18 protein-coding genes and 1 tRNA gene are annotated in these 18,472 nt (G+C 43.8%); 14 read left to right on the top strand and 5 right to left on the bottom strand.

From position 1 onward, the window contains the following. Positions 1 to 21 precede the first annotated feature (21 nt). From gmk to ICV01_RS06700, 3 genes are all read left to right on the top strand, one after another. On the top strand, positions 22 to 621 hold the full coding sequence (gene gmk, locus ICV01_RS06710; RefSeq protein WP_371817460.1) for a guanylate kinase: 600 nt from the start codon (positions 22 to 24) through the stop codon (positions 619 to 621). Between the two features lie 82 nt (positions 622 to 703). Beyond that, complete coding sequence (rpoZ, locus tag ICV01_RS06705; RefSeq protein WP_215286832.1) at positions 704 to 907, top strand: DNA-directed RNA polymerase subunit omega; 204 nt, start codon at positions 704 to 706, stop codon at positions 905 to 907. 7 nt (positions 908 to 914) lie between these two features. Continuing rightward, positions 915 to 3,200, top strand: coding sequence for a bifunctional (p)ppGpp synthetase/guanosine-3',5'-bis(diphosphate) 3'-pyrophosphohydrolase (locus ICV01_RS06700; protein WP_215286829.1), 2,286 nt, complete (start codon positions 915 to 917; stop codon positions 3,198 to 3,200). Here the strand turns inward: ICV01_RS06700 and greB are convergent. Next, positions 3,178 to 3,663 carry a transcription elongation factor GreB gene (greB, locus tag ICV01_RS06695; RefSeq protein ID WP_215286827.1) on the bottom strand — a complete coding sequence of 162 codons (486 nt, stop codon included), beginning with the start codon at positions 3,661 to 3,663 and terminating at the stop codon, positions 3,178 to 3,180. The genes ICV01_RS06700 and greB overlap by 23 nt on opposite strands. A gap of 20 nt (positions 3,664 to 3,683) precedes the next feature. On the opposite strand from greB, the gene ICV01_RS06690 reads away from it, so the two are divergent. The 3 genes from ICV01_RS06690 to ICV01_RS06680 all read left to right on the top strand — a co-directional run bounded on the left by ICV01_RS06690 (position 3,684) and on the right by ICV01_RS06680 (position 6,807). Further along, positions 3,684 to 3,760: transfer RNA gene (locus ICV01_RS06690), tRNA-Arg, on the top strand. Positions 3,761 to 3,865: 105 nt separating this feature from the next. Continuing rightward, a complete protein-coding gene (locus ICV01_RS06685; RefSeq protein ID WP_215286825.1) occupies positions 3,866 to 6,361 on the top strand; it encodes an ABC transporter permease in 2,496 nt (831 codons plus the stop codon). Positions 6,362 to 6,417: 56 nt separating this feature from the next. After that, positions 6,418 to 6,807 carry a group II truncated hemoglobin gene (locus tag ICV01_RS06680; protein ID WP_215286823.1) on the top strand — a complete coding sequence of 130 codons (390 nt, stop codon included), beginning with the start codon at positions 6,418 to 6,420 and terminating at the stop codon, positions 6,805 to 6,807. Here ICV01_RS06680 and ICV01_RS06675 read toward each other — a convergent pair. The 4 genes from ICV01_RS06675 to ICV01_RS06660 all read right to left on the bottom strand — a co-directional run bounded on the left by ICV01_RS06675 (position 6,763) and on the right by ICV01_RS06660 (position 8,887). Next, complete coding sequence (locus ICV01_RS06675; RefSeq protein WP_251369330.1) at positions 6,763 to 7,350, bottom strand: RDD family protein; 588 nt, start codon at positions 7,348 to 7,350, stop codon at positions 6,763 to 6,765. The two genes, ICV01_RS06680 and ICV01_RS06675, sit on opposite strands and share 45 nt — an antisense overlap. A gap of 6 nt (positions 7,351 to 7,356) precedes the next feature. Continuing rightward, entirely contained in the window at positions 7,357 to 7,761 is a 405-nt protein-coding gene (locus ICV01_RS06670; protein WP_215286821.1) for a DUF3106 domain-containing protein, read from the bottom strand. Between the two features lie 80 nt (positions 7,762 to 7,841). Next, positions 7,842 to 8,309, bottom strand: coding sequence for a DUF3619 family protein (locus ICV01_RS06665; RefSeq protein WP_215286819.1), 468 nt, complete (start codon positions 8,307 to 8,309; stop codon positions 7,842 to 7,844). Beyond that, the gene (locus ICV01_RS06660) at positions 8,306 to 8,887 is read right to left on the bottom strand and encodes an RNA polymerase sigma factor (RefSeq protein ID WP_215286817.1); all 582 of its coding nucleotides are present in this window, start codon (positions 8,885 to 8,887) and stop codon (positions 8,306 to 8,308) included. Before ICV01_RS06660 ends, ICV01_RS06665 begins: the two co-directional genes overlap by 4 nt. Before the next feature lie 266 nt (positions 8,888 to 9,153). Between ICV01_RS06660 and ICV01_RS06655 the strand changes: the two genes are divergently transcribed. The 8 genes from ICV01_RS06655 to pnp all read left to right on the top strand — a co-directional run bounded on the left by ICV01_RS06655 (position 9,154) and on the right by pnp (position 18,470). Beyond that, positions 9,154 to 10,857 (top strand): acetolactate synthase 3 catalytic subunit, encoded by a 1,704-nt coding sequence (locus ICV01_RS06655; protein ID WP_251369421.1) that lies wholly within the window; start codon positions 9,154 to 9,156, stop codon positions 10,855 to 10,857. Further along, positions 10,857 to 11,348 carry an acetolactate synthase small subunit gene (gene ilvN / locus ICV01_RS06650; protein ID WP_215286813.1) on the top strand — a complete coding sequence of 164 codons (492 nt, stop codon included), beginning with the start codon at positions 10,857 to 10,859 and terminating at the stop codon, positions 11,346 to 11,348. Before ICV01_RS06655 ends, ilvN begins: the two co-directional genes overlap by 1 nt. Positions 11,349 to 11,389: 41 nt before the next feature. After that, positions 11,390 to 12,406, top strand: coding sequence for a ketol-acid reductoisomerase (gene ilvC, locus ICV01_RS06645; protein WP_215286806.1), 1,017 nt, complete (start codon positions 11,390 to 11,392; stop codon positions 12,404 to 12,406). A 35-nt stretch (positions 12,407 to 12,441) separates the two neighbouring features. Then, positions 12,442 to 13,095 (top strand): phosphatidylserine decarboxylase, encoded by a 654-nt coding sequence (locus tag ICV01_RS06640; RefSeq protein WP_215286804.1) that lies wholly within the window; start codon positions 12,442 to 12,444, stop codon positions 13,093 to 13,095. Positions 13,096 to 13,105: 10 nt separating this feature from the next. Continuing rightward, positions 13,106 to 13,951, top strand: coding sequence for a CDP-diacylglycerol--serine O-phosphatidyltransferase (gene pssA / locus ICV01_RS06635; RefSeq protein WP_215286801.1), 846 nt, complete (start codon positions 13,106 to 13,108; stop codon positions 13,949 to 13,951). A gap of 180 nt (positions 13,952 to 14,131) precedes the next feature. Then, complete coding sequence (locus ICV01_RS06630; RefSeq protein ID WP_215286799.1) at positions 14,132 to 15,676, top strand: 2-isopropylmalate synthase; 1,545 nt, start codon at positions 14,132 to 14,134, stop codon at positions 15,674 to 15,676. 127 nt (positions 15,677 to 15,803) lie between these two features. Continuing rightward, the gene (rpsO, locus tag ICV01_RS06625; RefSeq protein ID WP_215286797.1) at positions 15,804 to 16,073 is read left to right on the top strand and encodes a 30S ribosomal protein S15; all 270 of its coding nucleotides are present in this window, start codon (positions 15,804 to 15,806) and stop codon (positions 16,071 to 16,073) included. A gap of 222 nt (positions 16,074 to 16,295) precedes the next feature. Further along, positions 16,296 to 18,470, top strand: a complete 2,175-nt coding sequence (pnp, locus tag ICV01_RS06620) for a polyribonucleotide nucleotidyltransferase (protein WP_215286795.1) — start codon at positions 16,296 to 16,298, stop codon at positions 18,468 to 18,470. Positions 18,471 to 18,472 lie beyond the last annotated feature (2 nt).

The following is an 18,472-nucleotide window of genomic DNA, read 5'->3' as shown; positions in this document are numbered from 1 at the left end:
GAAATGGGATATACGGGCAGTATGTTGATGGTAGTAGCTCCTTCGGGAGCTGGTAAGTCATCTTTGGTGAATGCCTTGTTAGAAAAAGATCCCAGTCTTCAGTTATCGGTTTCTTGCACGACGAGAGATCCTAGACCGGGCGAGCAAGATGGGCGTGAGTATCATTTTTTAAGTAAAGAAGAATTTTTAAAACGCCAAGCAGCAGGAGATTTTTTAGAGTCAGCAGAGGTTCATGGAAATTGCTATGGAACTTCTAAGTCTTGGATCGAATCTCAAATGGCGGTTGGTAAAGATGTCATTTTAGAAATTGATTGGCAGGGCGCTAGGCAAGTGCAGAAAATTATTCCTAATGCCATTTGGATTTTTATTTTGCCGCCCTCGATTCAGTCTTTAGAAGATCGTTTGCGTAAACGCGCTCAAGATGATGAGGCAACTATTGAGAGACGTGTTGCTGCGGCTAGAGAAGAATTGACTCACGTAGGTGAAGCTAACTATTTGGTCATTAATGATTTGTTTGAAGCTGCTTTATTTGAGTTAAGGCAGATTATTTCCGCTAGCCGATTAAGGGCTGGACCTCAGCTAGAACGTCATAAAAATCTAGCTCAGGAGCTTGGTTTGTAACTTGGCATAAAGTGAACTTTAGGCGACTTTTTCACAAGTGCGTTATCCTTTAGGTATTCCTAGTATTTTTTGAGTTAATCACATGGCACGTATTACTGTAGAAGATTGTTTAAAGACCATTCCAAATCGTTTTGAATTGGTATTGGCTGCCACGTACCGTGCGCGTCAATTAGCGCAGGGCCACGCTCCTCGCGTTAACGCTAAAGACAAGCCGACTGTGACTGCTTTGCGTGAAGTTGCTGCAGGTGTTACAGATCGAGATATGTTGGTTAAAGTACCTCTCTAAGAGGTGATTGACGGTGGCGCCTAAATCCGATGCCCAAGGCATCATAGCCGCCATCCTGGAGCAGTCTAGCCGGCATTTGTTTGGACCTACGTCTCAGCCGGCTACGCCGCCTAAACCCCAAGTTGTTTCTCTTGCGGGACTTACTGCAAAGTTATCTCATTTAAAGCCCGAAGACCTAGCTTTAGTAAAGAAAGCATTTCAATATGCTGATTCAGCTCATTTAGGGCAGTACCGCCAAAGCGGCGAGCCTTACATTACCCATCCTCTAGCAGTTGCTGAGTTGTGCGCTACTTGGCGCTTAGATGCAGCTTCAATCATGGCTGCTCTTTTACATGATGTGATTGAAGATACTGGTAGTACTCGTCAAGAACTTGTTGAGGTTTTTGGTGGGAAAGTGGCTGAGCTTGTTGAGGGTTTAACAAAATTAGATAAGCTGGAATTCCAAAGTCATGCTGAAGCTCAGGCTGAGAGTTTCAGAAAAATGTTTATGGCGATGGCTCGCGATGTGCGTGTGATTTTGGTGAAGCTAGCGGACCGTTTGCACAATATGCGCACCCTAGATGCGATGGCATTGGTGAAGCGTAAGCGTGTTGCTTTGGAGACTGCTGAAATATATGCTCCTATTGCTCATCGCTTAGGACTTAATTTGGTTTACCGCGAGTTACAAGATTTAAGTTTTAAGCATGGGTCTCCTTTTAGGTATGCCACTTTAGACAAAGCTATTAGAAAAGCGCGTGGCAATCGCAAGGAGATGGTAGAGAAGATCTTAGATGCTGCCAGAATGGCTTTAAGTAAGGCCGGTCTTGAAGTCGATTTGCGTGGCAGAGAGAAGACGCTTTACAGTATTTATTTAAAAATGCGTCAAAAGCATTTGAGTTTTTCTCAAGTTTTAGATGTGTATGCTTTTAGAGTCACGGTTAAAACCATTGACGAGTGCTATCGGGCTTTAGGAGTGCTTCATGCTTTATATAAGCCAATGCCTGGCAAGTTTAAGGATTACATTGCTATCCCGAAGTTAAATGGTTATCAATCATTGCATACCACCTTGGTCGGGCCGTTTGGTATGCCAGTTGAGTTTCAAATCCGTACGCAATCTATGCATCAAGTGGCTGAAGAAGGTGTGGCTGCTCACTGGGCTTATAAGGATGGCGATAATGATTTAACAGAAATGCAAGTCAGAGCGCATCAGTGGTTGCAGTCGTTGGTTGATATTCAGGATAACAGCGGTGACTCCCAAGAGTTCTTGGAGCATGTGAAGATCGACTTATTCCCGGATGCTGTTTATGTGTTTACGCCTAAAGGGCAGATTCGCGCATTACCTAGAGGGGCGACGGCGCTTGATTTCGCCTATGCGGTTCATAGTGACTTGGGTAATGAATGCGTGGGCGCTAAGGTTAATGGCGTGCAGTTGCCTTTACGCACTGAGTTAAAAAATGGCGATATTGTTGAAATTAGTTCTGCGCCAAACTCACAGCCTAATCCTGTTTGGTTAACGTTTGTTCGCACAGGCAAGGCTAGGGCTGCGATTCGACATCATCTAAAAACCCGTCGTTATTCTGAAGCGATTCAGTTAGGTGAGCGCTTGTTATCTCAAGCTTTGAGGCAACAAGGTATTGATGCTGCTTTAGTGAGTGATGATGTTTGGGAAAAACTCTTGCACTGGACGGGCGCTAAAGCGAGGGAAGACCTTTGTGCCGATATGGCGATGGGGCATCGTGTTCCAGCAGTGATTGCTAAACGTATTGAGCTAATTTTGGCAGAAAACTCTGATGGCGCTGAGCAAATGCGTCTTGATACAGATGATTGGGAAAATGCGGCTCCGCAAGCGCCTGCGCATCGTCAGGCCATCATGATTGATGGGGCAGAGGGAGAGTCCGTGTCTTTCCCAAGCTGCTGCCATCCGATTCCTGGCGATATTATTTTGGGTTACTTGGGTAAAGGTGAGGGGTTGCAGATTCACACGCGTGAGTGCCGACATGCTCAGCGCTTGCATCATAAGGACTCCGAGCATTGGGTTGATGTGATTTGGTCCGATGACTTAAAGCGCCATTTTGATGTGGCTATTCGAGTAGATGTTAAAAATAGTAAAGGTGTTTTGGCTCGCATCGCTGGTACGATGACATCTGCTGACGCCAATATTGAACACGTAGCGATGGATGATCGATTCACTGAATCGGCAGTGGGTATTCGTTTTGTGATTCAGGTAGAGAGCCGTCATCATTTGGCTCAAGTGATGCGCCGTTTAAGACAAAATCAAGACGTGGTTCGTATTACTCGAGTTTTTGGTAAATAACACTAAGTACTTCTATTTCTTTGACGCCAGTTGGCGTCTTAAGCCTGACAGTGTCCCCCTCTCTACTTTTAATTAAGGTCTTGGCGATAGGGGAAATCCAACTGACATGACCTTTGTCCATGTCTACTTCATCAACACCTACGATTGAAATAGTTATTTCTGTGCCATCTTCTTCGGCGTAGGTGACAGTTGCTCCAAAGAATATTTGATCAGTTGCTTCTCTGGTTTCTGGGTCGACGACAACAGCATCTTCTAGTCGTTTAGTTAAGAAATAAATGCGGCGATCAATTTCTCTCAAACGTTTTTTGCCATATTGATAATCAGCGTTTTCAGAGCGATCCCCATTAGAGGCTGCCCATGAGACAATTTTTACGACACTAGGCCTTTCTACATCTAGAAGATGCAGAAGTTCCTCTTTTATTCTCAGGTGTCCGGCAGGAGTTATGTAATTTTTAATTTCCATGGCATAATATCGGTCTTAATGCGGCTGTAGCTCAGTTGGATAGAGTACTTGGCTACGAACCAAGGGGTCGTGGGTTCAATTCCTGCCAGCCGCACCAAATAAAGATAAGGGTCTAGTTTAAACGCTAGACCCTTTTTCTTTGTTATCTCTTTATGTGTTTAAATGAGCTTTCCTTACTTTATGCACACATCAGAGCCTTGAAATGATTTTTTTGCCACGGAACCTGCGTTCTTCAGAGCTTCACTGGTTATTAGTGGCCTTGATTATTTCGGTGGCTTCTTTGAGTAGTGTTTCTTATTTGGCTGACCGTATGCAACGAGCATTTGATCGGGATGCCAAGCAGTTGATTGCAGCAGATTATTTGATTCACAGCGATCAGCCGCTTCCGGCTATTTTTAAGGAGCGGGCGGTATCTGATGGTTTGCAAACAGCTGAAACAATTGTTTTCCCAACTATGGCTGGAGTTGGTACGCAAAGTAAATTAGTTTCTTTAAAGGCGGTTAGCGAAGGCTATCCTTTACGTGGTGTTGTGAAGGTGGCTGATAACGCTCTAGATTTAAAAGGTGTGGCTCAGAGTGGTGTGCCTGCGCCGAGTACTGTCTGGGTTGATGCTGCCTTATTGCCAGCCTTAAAAGTGGATGTTGGTGATCTGATTTTATTGGGGCAGTTAAAGCTAAAAATTGCTGGGGTGATAACGCAAGAGTTAGATAAGGGCGCGGGATTTTTAAATTTTGCGCCAAGAGTCATGATGCGTTCGGATGAATTAGAGCAAACCGGTCTGATCGGGTTTGGAAGTCGCGTAACGTACCGTTTTTTATTGGCGGGTGGTGAGAGCCAGTTATCGGCTTATGTTCAGTGGGCTCAAGAAAAAGTTCAAACTTTGCAATTACGCGGAGTGAGGGTTGAAGGCGTTGATAACAGCCAACCTTTTATGCGTAGCACTTTGGATAGGGCTGAAAAATTTTTATCTTTGGTCGCGCTTCTAACAGCAATGGTTTCTTCAGTCGCTATGGTTCTGGCCGTTAGACGTTATGTTAATAAACAATCTGATGTGGCAGCTATTTGGAAGTGTTTGGGAGCCTCTAGAAAAAAAATACTTGGATCTTATTTTCAAGAAATTCTCCAGATTGGTTTGTTGGGCGCTTTTATTGGGTCATTGTTGGGTTGGTTAGGTCATCAGGTGTTGTTAATTTTTCTTGGTGATTTATTGATTGCTAATTTACCCGCTGCCTCTATATGGCCAATTGTCTGGTCTATTTTGGTGAGTTTGGTTTTATTGTTAGGTTTTGTGTGGCCGCCCATGATGTCTTTGAGTGGTATTTCTCCGTTAAGAGTATTGAGGAAAGATGTCCCTTTACCAGGTCTTTCTGCTTGGGCGCTTGGGGTTCTTGGGTTATTTAGTTTTTTTGCGCTATTGATATTTATTGCGCGTGATTTGAAATTAGCTGTTATGACCTTGGGCGGTTTTTTATTAGCTGCTTTGGTATTCATGGTGATTTCTTGGGGAGTTATTCGTCTATCCGCATGGGTTGCTACTTCTTTTATGCGGCAAGATGTGGTTCAGAGGTTTACTTGGCAGGCTTTGTCTCGTAGAACTTTCTTAACAAGTGTGCAAATTGCTTCTTTGGCGATTGCCATGATGGCGCTATTGCTGTTGGTGGTTGTGCGGCAGGATTTACTTTCTGCGTGGCAAATGGGCGCATCAACAGATGCGCCCAATCGTTTTTTAATCAATATTCAGCCGGATCAGAAGGCAACTGTTGAAGCTGCTTTGCGTCAGTCGGGAGTTTCTAAAGCTACCTTATACCCTATGGTGAGAGGGCGTTTGACGCACATCAATCATCAAATAGTGATGCCGCAGCAATATGCTGATGAGCGTGCTCAAAGATTGGTTGATCGAGAGTTTAATTTATCTTATGGATCTGCTTTACCCGATAAAAATAAAATCATTGAAGGGCGATGGCATGGTGATACAAGCGATGCTGAAATATCTATAGAGCAAGGGATTGCCAAAACTTTAGGTTTAAAACTTGGAGATGAGTTGCAGTTTGATGTCGCTGGAACAGTTATTTCTGCAAAAATAACATCGATTAGAAAATTGGACTGGGGTAGTTTGAGGGTTAATTTTTTCGCGATTTTGCCTGAGAAAATATTATCAGAAGCGCCGCAAAGTTGGATTACTGCTTATCAGCAACTTGATACGGTTAGTGGGCAGGTACCACTCGATATGTCTTTGGTGGCTAGGTTCCCAAACATCACCGTGGTTGATGTTGAGTTGAGTCTACGTCAAGTGAGGGAGGTTCTAGATAAATTGTCTGCCGCGATTGAGTTGTTATTTGTTTTTACAATCTCGGCAGGGTTGTTGGTTTTGGGGACTGCGCTTTTTTCTAGTCAAGATGATAGGTTAAGGGATGCGACCCTATTAAAAGTGATGGGGGCTCGTCGTCAGCAAATACGTCGTGCCTTCTTCCTAGAACTAGGTGTCATTGGAGCTGTTTCTGGTGCAATGGCGGCTCTGGGGGCGTTAATAATTGGTTGGGTGTTGGCAAATTTCGTGTTTGAGATTCATTTGGATTTCTCTTGGTGGGTGATTGTTGATGGTGTGATTGGGGGGATATTCATTTGTATATTGGGAGGTTTTAATATGCAAAGAAAAGTCGCGAATACCTCTGCATCGGAAATTTTGCGAGAGTTATAAACTCGTCGCAGTTTGTGAAAAATAGAACAAAAACAGAATAAAAAGAATGGGGCAGTATGTCTGAGCAAAAAACTATATTTGATTTGTTAGGTGGTGCTGAAGGTCTGAGGCGGTTGGTAGATCGTTTTTATGACTTAATGGATTTAGATGAAAGTTATGCGGGTATTCGCGCGATGCATGGTGATCGCTTGGATGGTTCAAGGGATAAGTTATATTTATTTCTGAGTGGTTGGACTGGAGGCCCTGATTTATATGTGCAGCAATATGGCCATCCAAGATTAAAAGCTAGGCATATGCCTTTCCCGATTGGTCTATCGGAAAGAGACCAATGGCTGGAGTGTATGCGTCAGGCTTTGATGGATATGGGTGTTAAAGGATTGCTATTTGAACGTCTGATGCAATCATTTTTCACTACTGCTGATTGGATGAGGAATCAAGCGGGGTAATTGGACCAATCTTGTCTTAGCCCATTTATCGGGCAAAGTTTGTTTACCCTGCCTATCTAAAAGCGCTGTGAGAGGCCAAAAAAATAAAGTCATTGAAAAAAAGGTGATGGAGAGATAGCTGCCAATTTTTTCAGGGTCACCTACTTTGATAGCGATGAATAAAATCAAGGCGGCTGGCATGAGCCATAGAGAGCCTAAAGCGTAACGCATGAGCGCTTGGGATTTTTTTAGAATTGTGCCGTCTTCACTTATCAGTTGAATTTTCCACGTTTGCATGGCTAGTGTTTGACCTGTTTTAGTCCAGTACCAAGAAAAGTACAGTGCTAATACAAGATACAGGTGCGCTAGTAAAAACCAAGCGGGGGCGGTAGCTTCTAGCATGACCCCAATTAATAAATGAGGTACTAAAAATGTTAATGCGGCCACGCCCATCAGTACCAACATCTCATAGAGATTTAATGCGATGCGACGCAGAAGGGTTGGTGCTGGTAAAGATTGAAGATACTCAGCAGGGAGGGGCGTAAATTTTTCTGTAGGTTTCACTAAAAATTATTTTAGCGTGGGCGCACTAACCGTTGTTGGTTTTGTTGTTGACGCTTTTTTTTCAGCTAAGCGTTTTTTATCTTCATCCGAGAGTTTTTGGTAGGCTTGCCAAGCCTCCGCTTTTTTTTCTGGGGAGAACTTGAGGGTTCGAAGGTAGTTATCTCTTGCAAGGCGGCGTTGCTCAGGCGACAGATTTGCCCATTCGCTCATGCGAGATTGCAAAACATTTTTCTCGGAATCAGCCATATGGGGGTAGCGATTAGCCACTTCGACCCATTTTTTCTTTTGATCTTTGGTGATGCTGCTCCAGTCACTCTCGAGAGGGGCAAGAATTTCTCTTTGCGCCTCTGGTAGCTGCACCCAAGTCTGGGCGTGGGCAATGCTTGCGCCAAAAAAGGTTAAAGCAAGCAATACCATCCCCTTGCCAATTAAGCACTTAAGATGCTTTTGACATTTTGAAATTAGAGAGTGGCACTTTGCGTGGGGCATGCTTAAACGCCTTCTTTATCGTCGTTGCTTGGGTCGAGGTCTTTACCGTCCGTCATAAGAAAGCGAATAAAGCCATCGTCGTGATAAGCCTCTGGCGGAACCGCATCGATTAAAAGAGCGCTATCAACTTCAGCAATATCGCGGATTCGCTCATCTTTTTGCCAGTTAACAATTAAAAAGAGGCCTAAGATAAGCGCAAGTAAAGGGAGTGCACCAAAAGCGCCCCAAATTTTTCCACCTAAATCATGGGAACTTGGCATTCCTGGCATGGCAAAAGAAAATTCTCGTTGCCATACCCATTTTTTCTCTAATGGACGGCGTGTTAGGGCTAGATTTCGGGCTTTCGCTAGCTTTTCTACGATATGAGCCGGTAAGTCATTGGCACCTTCATTCAGCAAATCGCGCGTAAGGCGAGCCATGCGTAACTCTGTACGATTATCAGTCGCTTCTGTTATTTGCCCTATTCTCACGATTTAAACCCTTGTTTTTTAAGTGCTTTTTCCAATGACGCAGCCGCTCTAGAGCAGTGTGTTTTTACACTTCCTTCAGAGCAGCCCATTAATTTTGCTGTTTCAGATATATCTAACTCATCCCAGTAACGCATGAGGAAGGCTTCTCGTTGACGTAATGGCAATTTTGAAATTTCATTTTCTAAAATTTTTGCCATTTGTTTACGTTCTAACTGCTGTTCTCCGCCATCTGACCCTGAATTTTCATTTTCAGTCTCAATGAATTCAAGAGGGTCAGAGCCTTCAGAATCATCAAAATGATCGCCTCCGCCACCTTTAAAGGCTGAAAAGAGGCTGATCCATGTATTTTGGGTTTTTTGACGCCTAAACCAGTCTAGAGTCGTGTTTTGTAGGATGCGGGTAAATAGCAGTGGTAGCTCGTTGATGGGTTGTTGCCCATACTTTTCGGCTAGTTTGATCATGCTATCTTGAACAATGTCCATGGCAGCATCCTCGTCCCGTGTTGAGAACACGGTACGCTTGAATGCTTTGGTCTCGACACTTTTTAAAAAGTCGGACAATTCTTTTTCGGAAGCCATACCTCTATTAGACAACGACAATGAAACCTACCCCTAATACCCAGTTATAGGCTAAAATCACAGGTTCGACTTACCGGACCTTTCATAAGATGGTTTTTTTACCGGATTAAGCGCTAGCCACTCGAACCCGAGCCATAAGCACGGAGCCAGAGTAGCCCAAACAATTTTTTGCCGAAAATTGCAAAGGACTAAGACAAATGAATGCAAATAACAGCGCGGAACTCTTGAACCCTGCTAACAAAAATCAAGACCAACAAGGCCCAGAAATGATTGGTGCCGAAATTTTGGTGCACGCACTTCATGCTGAAGGCGTGGAATATGTCTGGGGTTATCCAGGCGGTTCAGTTTTATATATCTACGACGAAATCTTTAAACAAGATAAGTTTGAACACATTTTGGTGCGTCATGAGCAAGCGGCTGTTCACGCTGCTGATGGTTATGCGCGCGCCACAGGTAATGTTGGGGTTGCTTTAGTGACTTCTGGTCCAGGCGTGACCAATGCTGTAACAGGTATTGCTACTGCCTATATGGATTCAGTCCCAATGGTGATCATCACGGGTAACGTACCAACGAATGCGATTGGTGAAGATGCTTTCCAAGAGTGCGACACGGTCGGTATTACGAGACCAATTGTTAAACATAACTTCTTAGTGAAAGATCCTGCTGATTTAGCTTTAACGCTAAAGAAAGCTTTTCATATCGCTAAAACAGGTCGTCCAGGACCTGTTGTGGTGGATATTCCTAAAGATGTTTCTTTCCAAAAAGCACGCTTTAATTATCCAAGTGAATTAAATATGCGCTCTTACAACCCTGTGAACAAAGGTCACAGTGGGCAAATTCGTAAGGCTGTATCTTTATTATTGGAAGCAGAACGTCCTTATATCTACACGGGCGGTGGCGTGATTCTTTCAGACTCTGCTCCTGAGTTAAAGGCATTCGCTGATTTATTGGGTTATCCCGTTACGAATACTCTAATGGGGCTGGGTGGTTATCCTGGTACACATCCTAACTTCTTAGGTATGTTGGGTATGCACGGCACCTACGAGGCGAACATGACGATGCAGCATTGCGATGTGTTGATCGCGATTGGCGCTCGTTTTGATGATCGTGTGATTGGTAATCCAGGGCATTTTTCTAGCGTACCAAGAAAAATTATCCATATCGATATTGATCCATCAGTTATTTCTAAACGCGTTAAGGTGGATGTGCCTATTGTTGGCGACCTTAAAGAAGTATTGGTTGAGATGGCTGAGATGATTAAGACTGCTGGTCCTCGTAAGAATCAAGCGAAGCTTGATGCGTGGTGGAAGCAGATTAATGAGTGGCGTGGAAAAGATTGTTTAAAGTTTGACCGTGATTCAGAAATCGTTAAACCTCAGTATGTGGTTGAAAAGATTTGGGAGTTAACGAAGGGTGATGCTTTTGTTTGCTCTGACGTAGGTCAGCATCAAATGTGGGCTGCACAGTTCTATAAATTTGACAAACCACGTCGTTGGATTAATTCCGGTGGTTTGGGGACAATGGGCGTTGGCTTGCCTTATGCTATGGGTATTAAGAAAGCATTTCCTGATTCAGAGGTGGTGACGATTACCGGCGAGGGATCGATCCAAATGTGTATTCAAGAGCTTTCCACCTGCAAGCAATATGACACACCAGTAAAAATCGTATCCTTAAATAACCGTTACTTAGGTATGGTTCGCCAATGGCAGGAGCTTACTTATAACAAGCGTTATTCAAGTTCTTACATGGACTCATTGCCTGATTTTGTAAAGTTGGCAGAGTCTTACGGTCACGTTGGTATGCGCATCGAGAAAAAATCTGATGTTGAACCAGCGCTACGCGAAGCGTTCAAGATGAAAGATAGAACTGTATTTATGGATTTCCAAACAGATCCAACAGAAAACGTTTGGCCGATGGTTCAAGCGGGTAAGGGTATCACTGAGATGCTTTTGGGAAGTGAGGATCTGTAATGCGCCATATTATTTCTATTCTTTTGGAAAATGAACCGGGTGCTTTGTCACGCGTGGTTGGATTGTTTTCTGCTCGTGGCTACAACATTGAGACGCTTACTGTTGCGCCTACCGAAGATCCTTCTTTGTCACGTATGACGATTGTGACAATGGGTTCTGAAGATGTGATTGAACAGATTACAAAGCATCTCAATCGCTTGGTTGATGTAGTAAAAGTGATTGATTTAACAGACGGCCCACATATTGAGCGTGAGTTAATGTTGATTAAGGTGCGCTCGGTTGGTAAGGAGCGCGAAGAAATGAAGCGTACGACGGATATCTTCCGTGGGCGTATCATTGATGTCACTGATAAGGCTTACACCATCGAGTTGACTGGCGATAGCAGTAAATTGGATGCCTTTATCGAGGCCATCGACCGAAGTGCCATTTTGGAAACAGTCCGAACTGGTTGCTCTGGCGTAGGCCGCGGTGAGCGTATTTTGAAGGCGTAATTTTTTTAACGAATAACAAACTGAAATAAATAGGAAATAGCATGAAAGTTTTTTACGATAAAGACGCAGATCTATCTTTAATTAAAGGTAAACAGGTAACGATTATTGGTTACGGTTCACAAGGTCACGCTCACTCATTGAATTTGCATGAGTCAGGCGTTAAGGTGACTGTTGGTTTGCGCAAAAATGGTGCTTCTTGGAATAAAGCAGTTAATGCTGGTTTGCAAGTTAAAGAAGTTGCGGAAGCTGTTAAAGGTGCTGACGTTGTGATGATGTTGTTACCTGACGAGCAAATTGCTGACGTTTACAACAAAGAAGTTGCTCCAAATATTAAAGCTGGTGCTGCATTGGCTTTTGCTCACGGCTTTAACGTTCATTACGGTCAAGTGATTCCTCGTCATGATGTGGACGTGATCATGGTTGCTCCTAAGGCTCCAGGCCACACAGTACGTGGTACATATATGCAGGGTGGCGGTGTTCCTCACTTGATCGCTGTTCATCAAGATAAATCTGGCTCAGCACGTGATGTTGCTTTGTCATACGCTACAGCTAACGGTGGTGGTCGTGCCGGTATTATCGAAACAAACTTCCGTGAAGAAACTGAAACAGACTTGTTCGGTGAGCAAGCAGTTTTATGTGGCGGTACAGTTGAACTAATTAAAGCTGGTTTTGAGACTTTGGTTGAGGCTGGTTACGCTCCTGAAATGGCTTACTTCGAGTGTTTGCATGAGTTGAAATTGATTGTTGATTTGATCTATGAAGGCGGTATCGCTAACATGAACTACTCAATTTCTAATAACGCTGAATACGGTGAGTATGTAACAGGTCCACGCGTTGTGACTGAAGATACTAAGAATGCAATGCGTCAATGCTTGAAAGATATTCAAACTGGCGAATACGCTAAGAGCTTTATTTTGGAAAACAAAGCAGGTGCTCCAACTTTAATTTCACGTCGTCGTTTGACTGCTGAGCATCAAATCGAAGAGGTGGGTGCTAAGTTGCGCGCTATGATGCCTTGGATCGCTAAAAATAAATTAGTTGATCAAAGCAAGAACTAATCCAAACGATTAAATAATCCAGGAAGAGAGGCAGCATGGCAGTTCATTACCCGCATCCTATTATTGCTAAAGAAGGCTGGCCACATGTGGCTATCGCAGGTTTTGTCTTGTTCATGGTGCACTCGACTGGTGGTTGGGTGTGGTCTTGGCCTTTCTGGATTATTTTTATTTTCGTTTTACAGTTTTTTAGAGATCCTGGCCGTTTGGTGCCATTGGTAAAAGATGCTGTTTTGTCTCCAGCTGATGGACGAGTCATTATTGTTGATAAAGCTTTTGACCCATATGCCAATCGTGAGGCTCTAAAAATTAGCGTATTTATGAATGTATTTAATGTGCATTCAAATCGTTCCTCAGTGAATGGCGTGGTTAAGAAGATTGAGTATTTCCCAGGTAAATATTTAAATGCTGACCTTGATAAAGCCTCTACTGAGAATGAACGTAATGCCGTAGTAATTGATGCTAATGGCCAAACAGTTACTTTGGTGCAAGTTGCAGGCTTGATTGCTAGGCGTATTCTTTGTTACGCACATTTAGGCGATAAGCTTAAAAAAGGCGAGCGCTATGGCTTTATTCGTTTTGGTTCGCGCGTGGACGTGTATTTACCTTTAAATGCCGAGCCTTTGGTTAGTGTTGGGGATAAAGTATCTGCAACAAGTACGGTACTAGCTAAATTGCCAGGATTGGACTAAAACATTGTCTATGAGCACATTTAGACGCAAGCGTTTAAGACCTGGTAAGACTTTACCTAATAATGTGATGCCTATTCGTAGAAGCGAATGGGCGGCTGAGGAAGTAAATCGTCCGCGTAACAAAGGTATTTATTTGTTGCCGAACGCGTTTACGACAGCTAATTTATTTTGTGGTTTCTTTGCGATTGTTCAGGCGATGAATAATCGTTTTGAAATGGCAGCGATTGCTATTTTCTTCGCTTTAGTGATGGATGGTATGGATGGGCGGGTTGCCCGTATGACCAATACTCAAAGCGCATTTGGCGAACAATATGATTCGCTAACAGATATGGTTTCTTTTGGGGTTGCGCCAGCTTTGGTAGCTTATGAGTGGGTTCTAAAAGACTTGGGCAAGTGGGGTTGGTTAGCTGCTTTTGCCTATTGCGCAGGTGCAGCCTTACGTTTGGCTAGATTTAATACGAATATTGGGGTTGTTGATAAAAGATTTTTCCAGGGATTGCCAAGTCCTGCGGCAGCTTCTTTGATTGCTGGTTTTGTTTGGTTGGCGATAGATAACAAGTTACCAGTTAAAGAACTATATATTCCTTGGGTCATGTTCGCGTTAACCATTTACGCTGGCATTACGATGGTCTCTAACGCCCTGTTCTATAGCGGTAAAGCTTTGGATGTGCGTTACAGAGCTCCTTTTGGAGTCATGATTTTGGTAATCCTCGGCTTTGTTTTAGTTTCAAGTGATCCTCCTGTAGCTTTATTTGGATTGTTTGTGGCTTACGCATTGTCAGGTTATATTTTTTGGGTATGGCAAAAAATTTCCTTGCCTAAGGGTAAAGCCTCAGATATCCTTTCTGACAGTTAAAACATTTTTGTGTATATTTGAGTCTATGAATTACAGCTCTTTGCTTCTATTATTACTAGGACTAGGTCAAAACCTGGGGTCGGTACACGCTTGAACAAATAGAGCAAAAGCAAGCAAAAACACCAACCCCAGCAAAGCTGGGGTTTTTTATTTTTATTTTTGGCAAATTGGGAGTTGGTTATGACGGATAAATTAATCATTTTTGATACCACGTTAAGAGATGGCGAACAGTCTCCTGGCGCATCGATGACTCGTGATGAGAAGGTGCGTATTGCCCGTCAACTAGAGCGCTTAAAAGTGGATGTGATTGAGGCGGGTTTCGCGGCTAGTTCGGATGGTGACTTCCATGCTATTTCAGCGATTGCTCAAGTGATTAAAGATTCGACAGTTTGTTCATTAGCGCGAGCGAATGAGCGAGATATTGGACGCGCAGCGGAAGCTTTGAAAGCAGCTAATTCAAAAAGAATCCATACTTTTATTGCGACAAGCCCATTGCATATGGAGAAGAAGTTGCGCATGACGCCTGATCAGGTATTTGAGCAGGCTAAGGCGGCAGTGCGTTTTGCACGTAATCACACAAATGATGTTGAATTTTCACCTGAAGATGGTTACAGGTCTGAAGTCGATTTCTTGTGCCGTGTGATTGAGGCTGTTATTGCAGAAGGCGCTACAACCATTAACGTACCGGATACAGTTGGTTATGGTGTCCCAGAACTTTACGGTAATTTTATTAAGACATTGCGTGAACGTGTTCCTAATTCCGATAAAGCCATTTGGTCTGTTCATTGCCATAATGACTTAGGCATGGGGGTTGCTAACTCATTGGCGGGCGTGAAGATTGGTGGTGCTCGTCAGGTGGAGTGTACGATCAACGGTTTAGGCGAGCGTGCGGGTAATACCTCTTTGGAAGAAGTGGTGATGGCGATTAAAACGCGTAAGGACTATTTCGACTTAACAGTAGGTATTGATACAACTCAGATTGTTCCAGCTTCTAAGATGGTCTCTCAAATTACGGGTTTTGTGGTGCAACCTAATAAAGCAGTGGTGGGTGCCAATGCATTTGCCCATGCCTCAGGTATTCACCAAGATGGCGTATTGAAAGCTCGTGATACTTACGAGATTATGCGAGCCGAAGATGTGGGTTGGGCTGCTAATAAGATTGTTTTAGGTAAATTGTCAGGCCGTAATGCATTTAAACAGCGCTTACAAGAATTAGGGGTTGTTTTGGATTCTGAGGCTGATTTGAATGATGCCTTCGCAAGATTTAAGACTTTGGCAGATCAAAAAGCTGAAATTTTTGATGAAGATATTCAGGCGATTGTGACTAATTCAGGGGTGGAAACTACCGATTACTTCCGTTTTGTGTCTTTATCCCAGAAATCAGAGACTGGTGAGCGACCTTTTGCAAAAGTGGTGTTTAAAGTCGGAGGGGAGGAGTTTTCATCCGAAGCAGAGGGGAATGGCCCGGTGGATGCAACGCTCAATGCCATTGAATCTAAAGTGAAAAGTGGTGCAGAGCAGCTTTTATATTCCGTTAATGCGATTACAACAGGTACGGAGTCTCAGGGCGAGGTGACTGTCCGCTTGTCTAAGGGTGGCCGCATCGTCAATGGCGTGGGAACGGACCCAGATATCGTGGCGGCTTCGGCAAAAGCTTATTTGGCAGCTTTAAATAAGCTTCATGACCCTAGTCAGCAGAAATTGAATGCCCAAATGGCTGTTTAGGCTATAATCTTGGCTCTTTCCGAGGAATTCCCTTGGAAAGAGTTTTTTTCAACAATTCGCACGACACGATGGGTGCCGGTCAGAAATGACCCTAAGCTCAAGTGTTCGCAAGTATGGAGTAATAAAAATGGCTATTGTTACAGCTAAAAAAGCGGAAATCGTTAAAGATAACGCACGCGCAGCAAACGACACAGGTAGTCCTGAAGTTCAGGTGGCTTTGTTAACGGCTCGCATTAATGACCTAACACCTCACTTCAAAGCAAATGCTAAAGATCATCACAGCCGTCGTGGCTTGTTGAAGATGGTTAGCCGTCGCCGTCGTTTACTCGACTATTTGAAAGGTAAAGATTTTGATCGTTACCGCGCTTTGATTGATAAGCTCGGTCTACGTAAGTAATACCGAAGATGCCTGCCCAAGGATGACCTAGGCAGGCATTGTCGTTTAGAGCGGTCGGTGGCTCTTTCGTTGCACAGGAACCGTGTCATTCCAAAGGTAGGTTAAAAATTCTCTTCTTAGCCTTTCTTTGGAATGGCATCCTTGCTTCGTAAGCCCCCAATGCTCCAGTGCTGCCATAGCGCTGCTATTTCTATGGCAAATGTTGATTGGAGATATACATAAATGACGATGTTTAAAAAAGCAGTAAAAAGTTTTCAATGGGGTTCACATACTGTTCGTATGGAAACAGGTGAAATTGCCCGTCAAGCGAGTGGTGCAGTATTAGTTGATGTTGATGACACGGTGGTATTGGCAACTGTTGTTGCCGCAAAAAATGCGAAACCAGGCCAAGATTTCTTCCCTTTAACAGTCGATTATTTGGAAAAAACTTATGCTGCCGGTAAGATTCCTGGCGGTTTTTTCCGTCGTGAAGGCCGCCCATCAGAAGGCGAGACTTTAATTTCTCGTTTGATCGATCGTCCGCTACGCCCATTGTTCCCAGAGGGTTTTTATAACGAAGTTCAGGTAGTAGTTCACGTTGTATCGATTAACCCAGATGTGCCTGCAGATATTCCTGCATTAATTGGCGCTTCTGCAGCTTTAGCTATCTCTGGTATCCCATTTAATGGCCCAGTTGGTGCAGCTCGTGTTGGTTATAAAGATGGTCAATACCTACTAAACCCAACACGTTTAGAGCAGACAACAAGCGAGCTTGATTTAATTGTTGCTGGTACTCAATCTGCTGTATTGATGGTTGAATCTGAAGCGCATCAATTATCAGAAGAAGTGATGCTGGGCGCGGTTGTTTATGGTCACGAACAAATGCAAACAGCGATCAATGCTATTAATGAATTGGTGGTTGAGGCTGGTAAGCCTGAGTGGGATTGGAAAGCTGCTCCTAAGAATGAGCCGTTAATTGCTAAGGTAACTGCATTGGCTGAGGTTGGTTTGCGCGAGGCTTATCAAATTCGTCAAAAACAAGCTCGCTCTACAAAATTAAAAGAAGTAACGGCTGATGTTTTAGCTAAATTGGCTGCCGAAGGTGACTTTGATGAAGTTGAAGTTGGCAACATCATGTTTGAAATTGAAGCCAAGATCGTTCGTAGCCAAGTATTGAATGGTGAGCCACGTATCGATGGTCGTGATACACGCACAGTTCGTCCAATCGAGATTCGTACTGGTGTGTTGCCACGTACACATGGTTCAGCTTTGTTTACTCGTGGTGAGACACAAGGTTTGGTTGTTGCTACATTGGGCACTGCTCGCGACGAGCAAATCATTGATGCCTTAGAAGGTGAACAACGTGATCGTTTCATGTTCCACTACAACATGCCTCCGTTTGCTACTGGTGAAACCGGCCGTGTAGGTAGCCCTAAGCGTCGTGAAATTGGTCACGGTCGTTTGGCGAAGCGCGCGTTGATTCCAGTTCTTCCATCTGCTGAAGAGTTTGCTTATAGCTTGCGCGTGGTGTCAGAGATTACTGAATCTAATGGTTCTTCATCAATGGCTTCGGTTTGCGGTGGTTGCTTGGCGATGATGGATGCAGGTGTTCCTGTTAAAGCGCATGTGGCTGGTGTAGCGATGGGCTTGATTTTGGATGGCAATCGTTTTGCTGTGTTGACAGATATCTTGGGTGATGAAGATCACTTAGGCGACATGGACTTTAAGGTTGCTGGTACATCAAACGGTATTACTGCTTTGCAGATGGATATCAAAGTTCAAGGTATCACTAAAGAAATTATGCAAGTAGCTTTAGCGCAAGCTAAAGAAGGTCGCTTACATATCTTGAGCAAAATGCAAGAAGCTATGGGTGGTGTTCGTACAGAGTTGTCTGCGCATGCTCCACGTATGGTGACTATTAAGATTCATCCAGACAAGATTCGTGAAGTGATTGGTAAAGGCGGTGCAACGATCCAGGCTCTAACAAAAGAAACTGGCACAAGCATTGATATTACTGATGACGGTACTGTAACAATTGCTTCTACAAGTGCTGAAGGCATGGAAGAAGCTAAGCGTCGTATTGAAGGTATTACTGCTGAGGCTGAAGTAGGTAAGATCTATGAAGGCCCTGTTGTTAAGCTACTTGAGTTCGGTGCTCTAGTTAATATCCTTCCTGGCAAAGATGGTTTGTTGCATATTTCAGAAATCGCTAATGAGCGTGTGAAAGATGTTAAAGACTACCTTCAAGAAGGTCAGACTGTGCGCGTTAAGTTGTTGGCTGCAGATGAGCGTGGACGTTTACGCTTGTCATTGAAAGCGGCTTGTGCTGATGAAGGTACAAGTATTGCTCCATTAAATGGTGCTGCGCCCGTTGAGGCGGCTCCTGCTGATGTGGCAACACCAGAGCAACAACAGTAAAC

It is taken from the genome of Polynucleobacter sp. MWH-Spelu-300-X4 (assembly GCF_018687515.1).
Taxonomy (GTDB): Bacteria; Pseudomonadota; Gammaproteobacteria; order Burkholderiales; family Burkholderiaceae; genus Polynucleobacter.
The sequence above is the reverse complement of the archived record's forward strand: the minus strand, read 5'-3'. Positions and strand labels throughout refer to the sequence as shown.

What these genes read in the sequence shown, in the direction of transcription:
- gmk (WP_371817460.1), top strand. Translation starts at nt 22, where the DNA reads ATGTTGATGGTAGTAGCTCCTTCGGGAGCTGGTAAGTCATCTTTGGTG.
- rpoZ (WP_215286832.1), top strand. Translation starts at nt 704, where the DNA reads ATGGCACGTATTACTGTAGAAGATTGTTTAAAGACCATTCCAAATCGT.
- greB (WP_215286827.1), bottom strand. Translation starts at nt 3,663, where the DNA reads ATGGAAATTAAAAATTACATAACTCCTGCCGGACACCTGAGAATAAAA.
- ICV01_RS06685 (WP_215286825.1), top strand. Translation starts at nt 3,866, where the DNA reads ATGATTTTTTTGCCACGGAACCTGCGTTCTTCAGAGCTTCACTGGTTA.
- ICV01_RS06680 (WP_215286823.1), top strand. Translation starts at nt 6,418, where the DNA reads ATGTCTGAGCAAAAAACTATATTTGATTTGTTAGGTGGTGCTGAAGGT.
- ICV01_RS06660 (WP_215286817.1), bottom strand. Translation starts at nt 8,887, where the DNA reads ATGGCTTCCGAAAAAGAATTGTCCGACTTTTTAAAAAGTGTCGAGACC.
- ICV01_RS06655 (WP_251369421.1), top strand. Translation starts at nt 9,154, where the DNA reads ATGATTGGTGCCGAAATTTTGGTGCACGCACTTCATGCTGAAGGCGTG.
- ilvN (WP_215286813.1), top strand. Translation starts at nt 10,857, where the DNA reads ATGCGCCATATTATTTCTATTCTTTTGGAAAATGAACCGGGTGCTTTG.
- ilvC (WP_215286806.1), top strand. Translation starts at nt 11,390, where the DNA reads ATGAAAGTTTTTTACGATAAAGACGCAGATCTATCTTTAATTAAAGGT.
- ICV01_RS06640 (WP_215286804.1), top strand. Translation starts at nt 12,442, where the DNA reads ATGGCAGTTCATTACCCGCATCCTATTATTGCTAAAGAAGGCTGGCCA.
- pssA (WP_215286801.1), top strand. Translation starts at nt 13,106, where the DNA reads ATGAGCACATTTAGACGCAAGCGTTTAAGACCTGGTAAGACTTTACCT.
- ICV01_RS06630 (WP_215286799.1), top strand. Translation starts at nt 14,132, where the DNA reads ATGACGGATAAATTAATCATTTTTGATACCACGTTAAGAGATGGCGAA.
- rpsO (WP_215286797.1), top strand. Translation starts at nt 15,804, where the DNA reads ATGGCTATTGTTACAGCTAAAAAAGCGGAAATCGTTAAAGATAACGCA.
- pnp (WP_215286795.1), top strand. Translation starts at nt 16,296, where the DNA reads ATGACGATGTTTAAAAAAGCAGTAAAAAGTTTTCAATGGGGTTCACAT.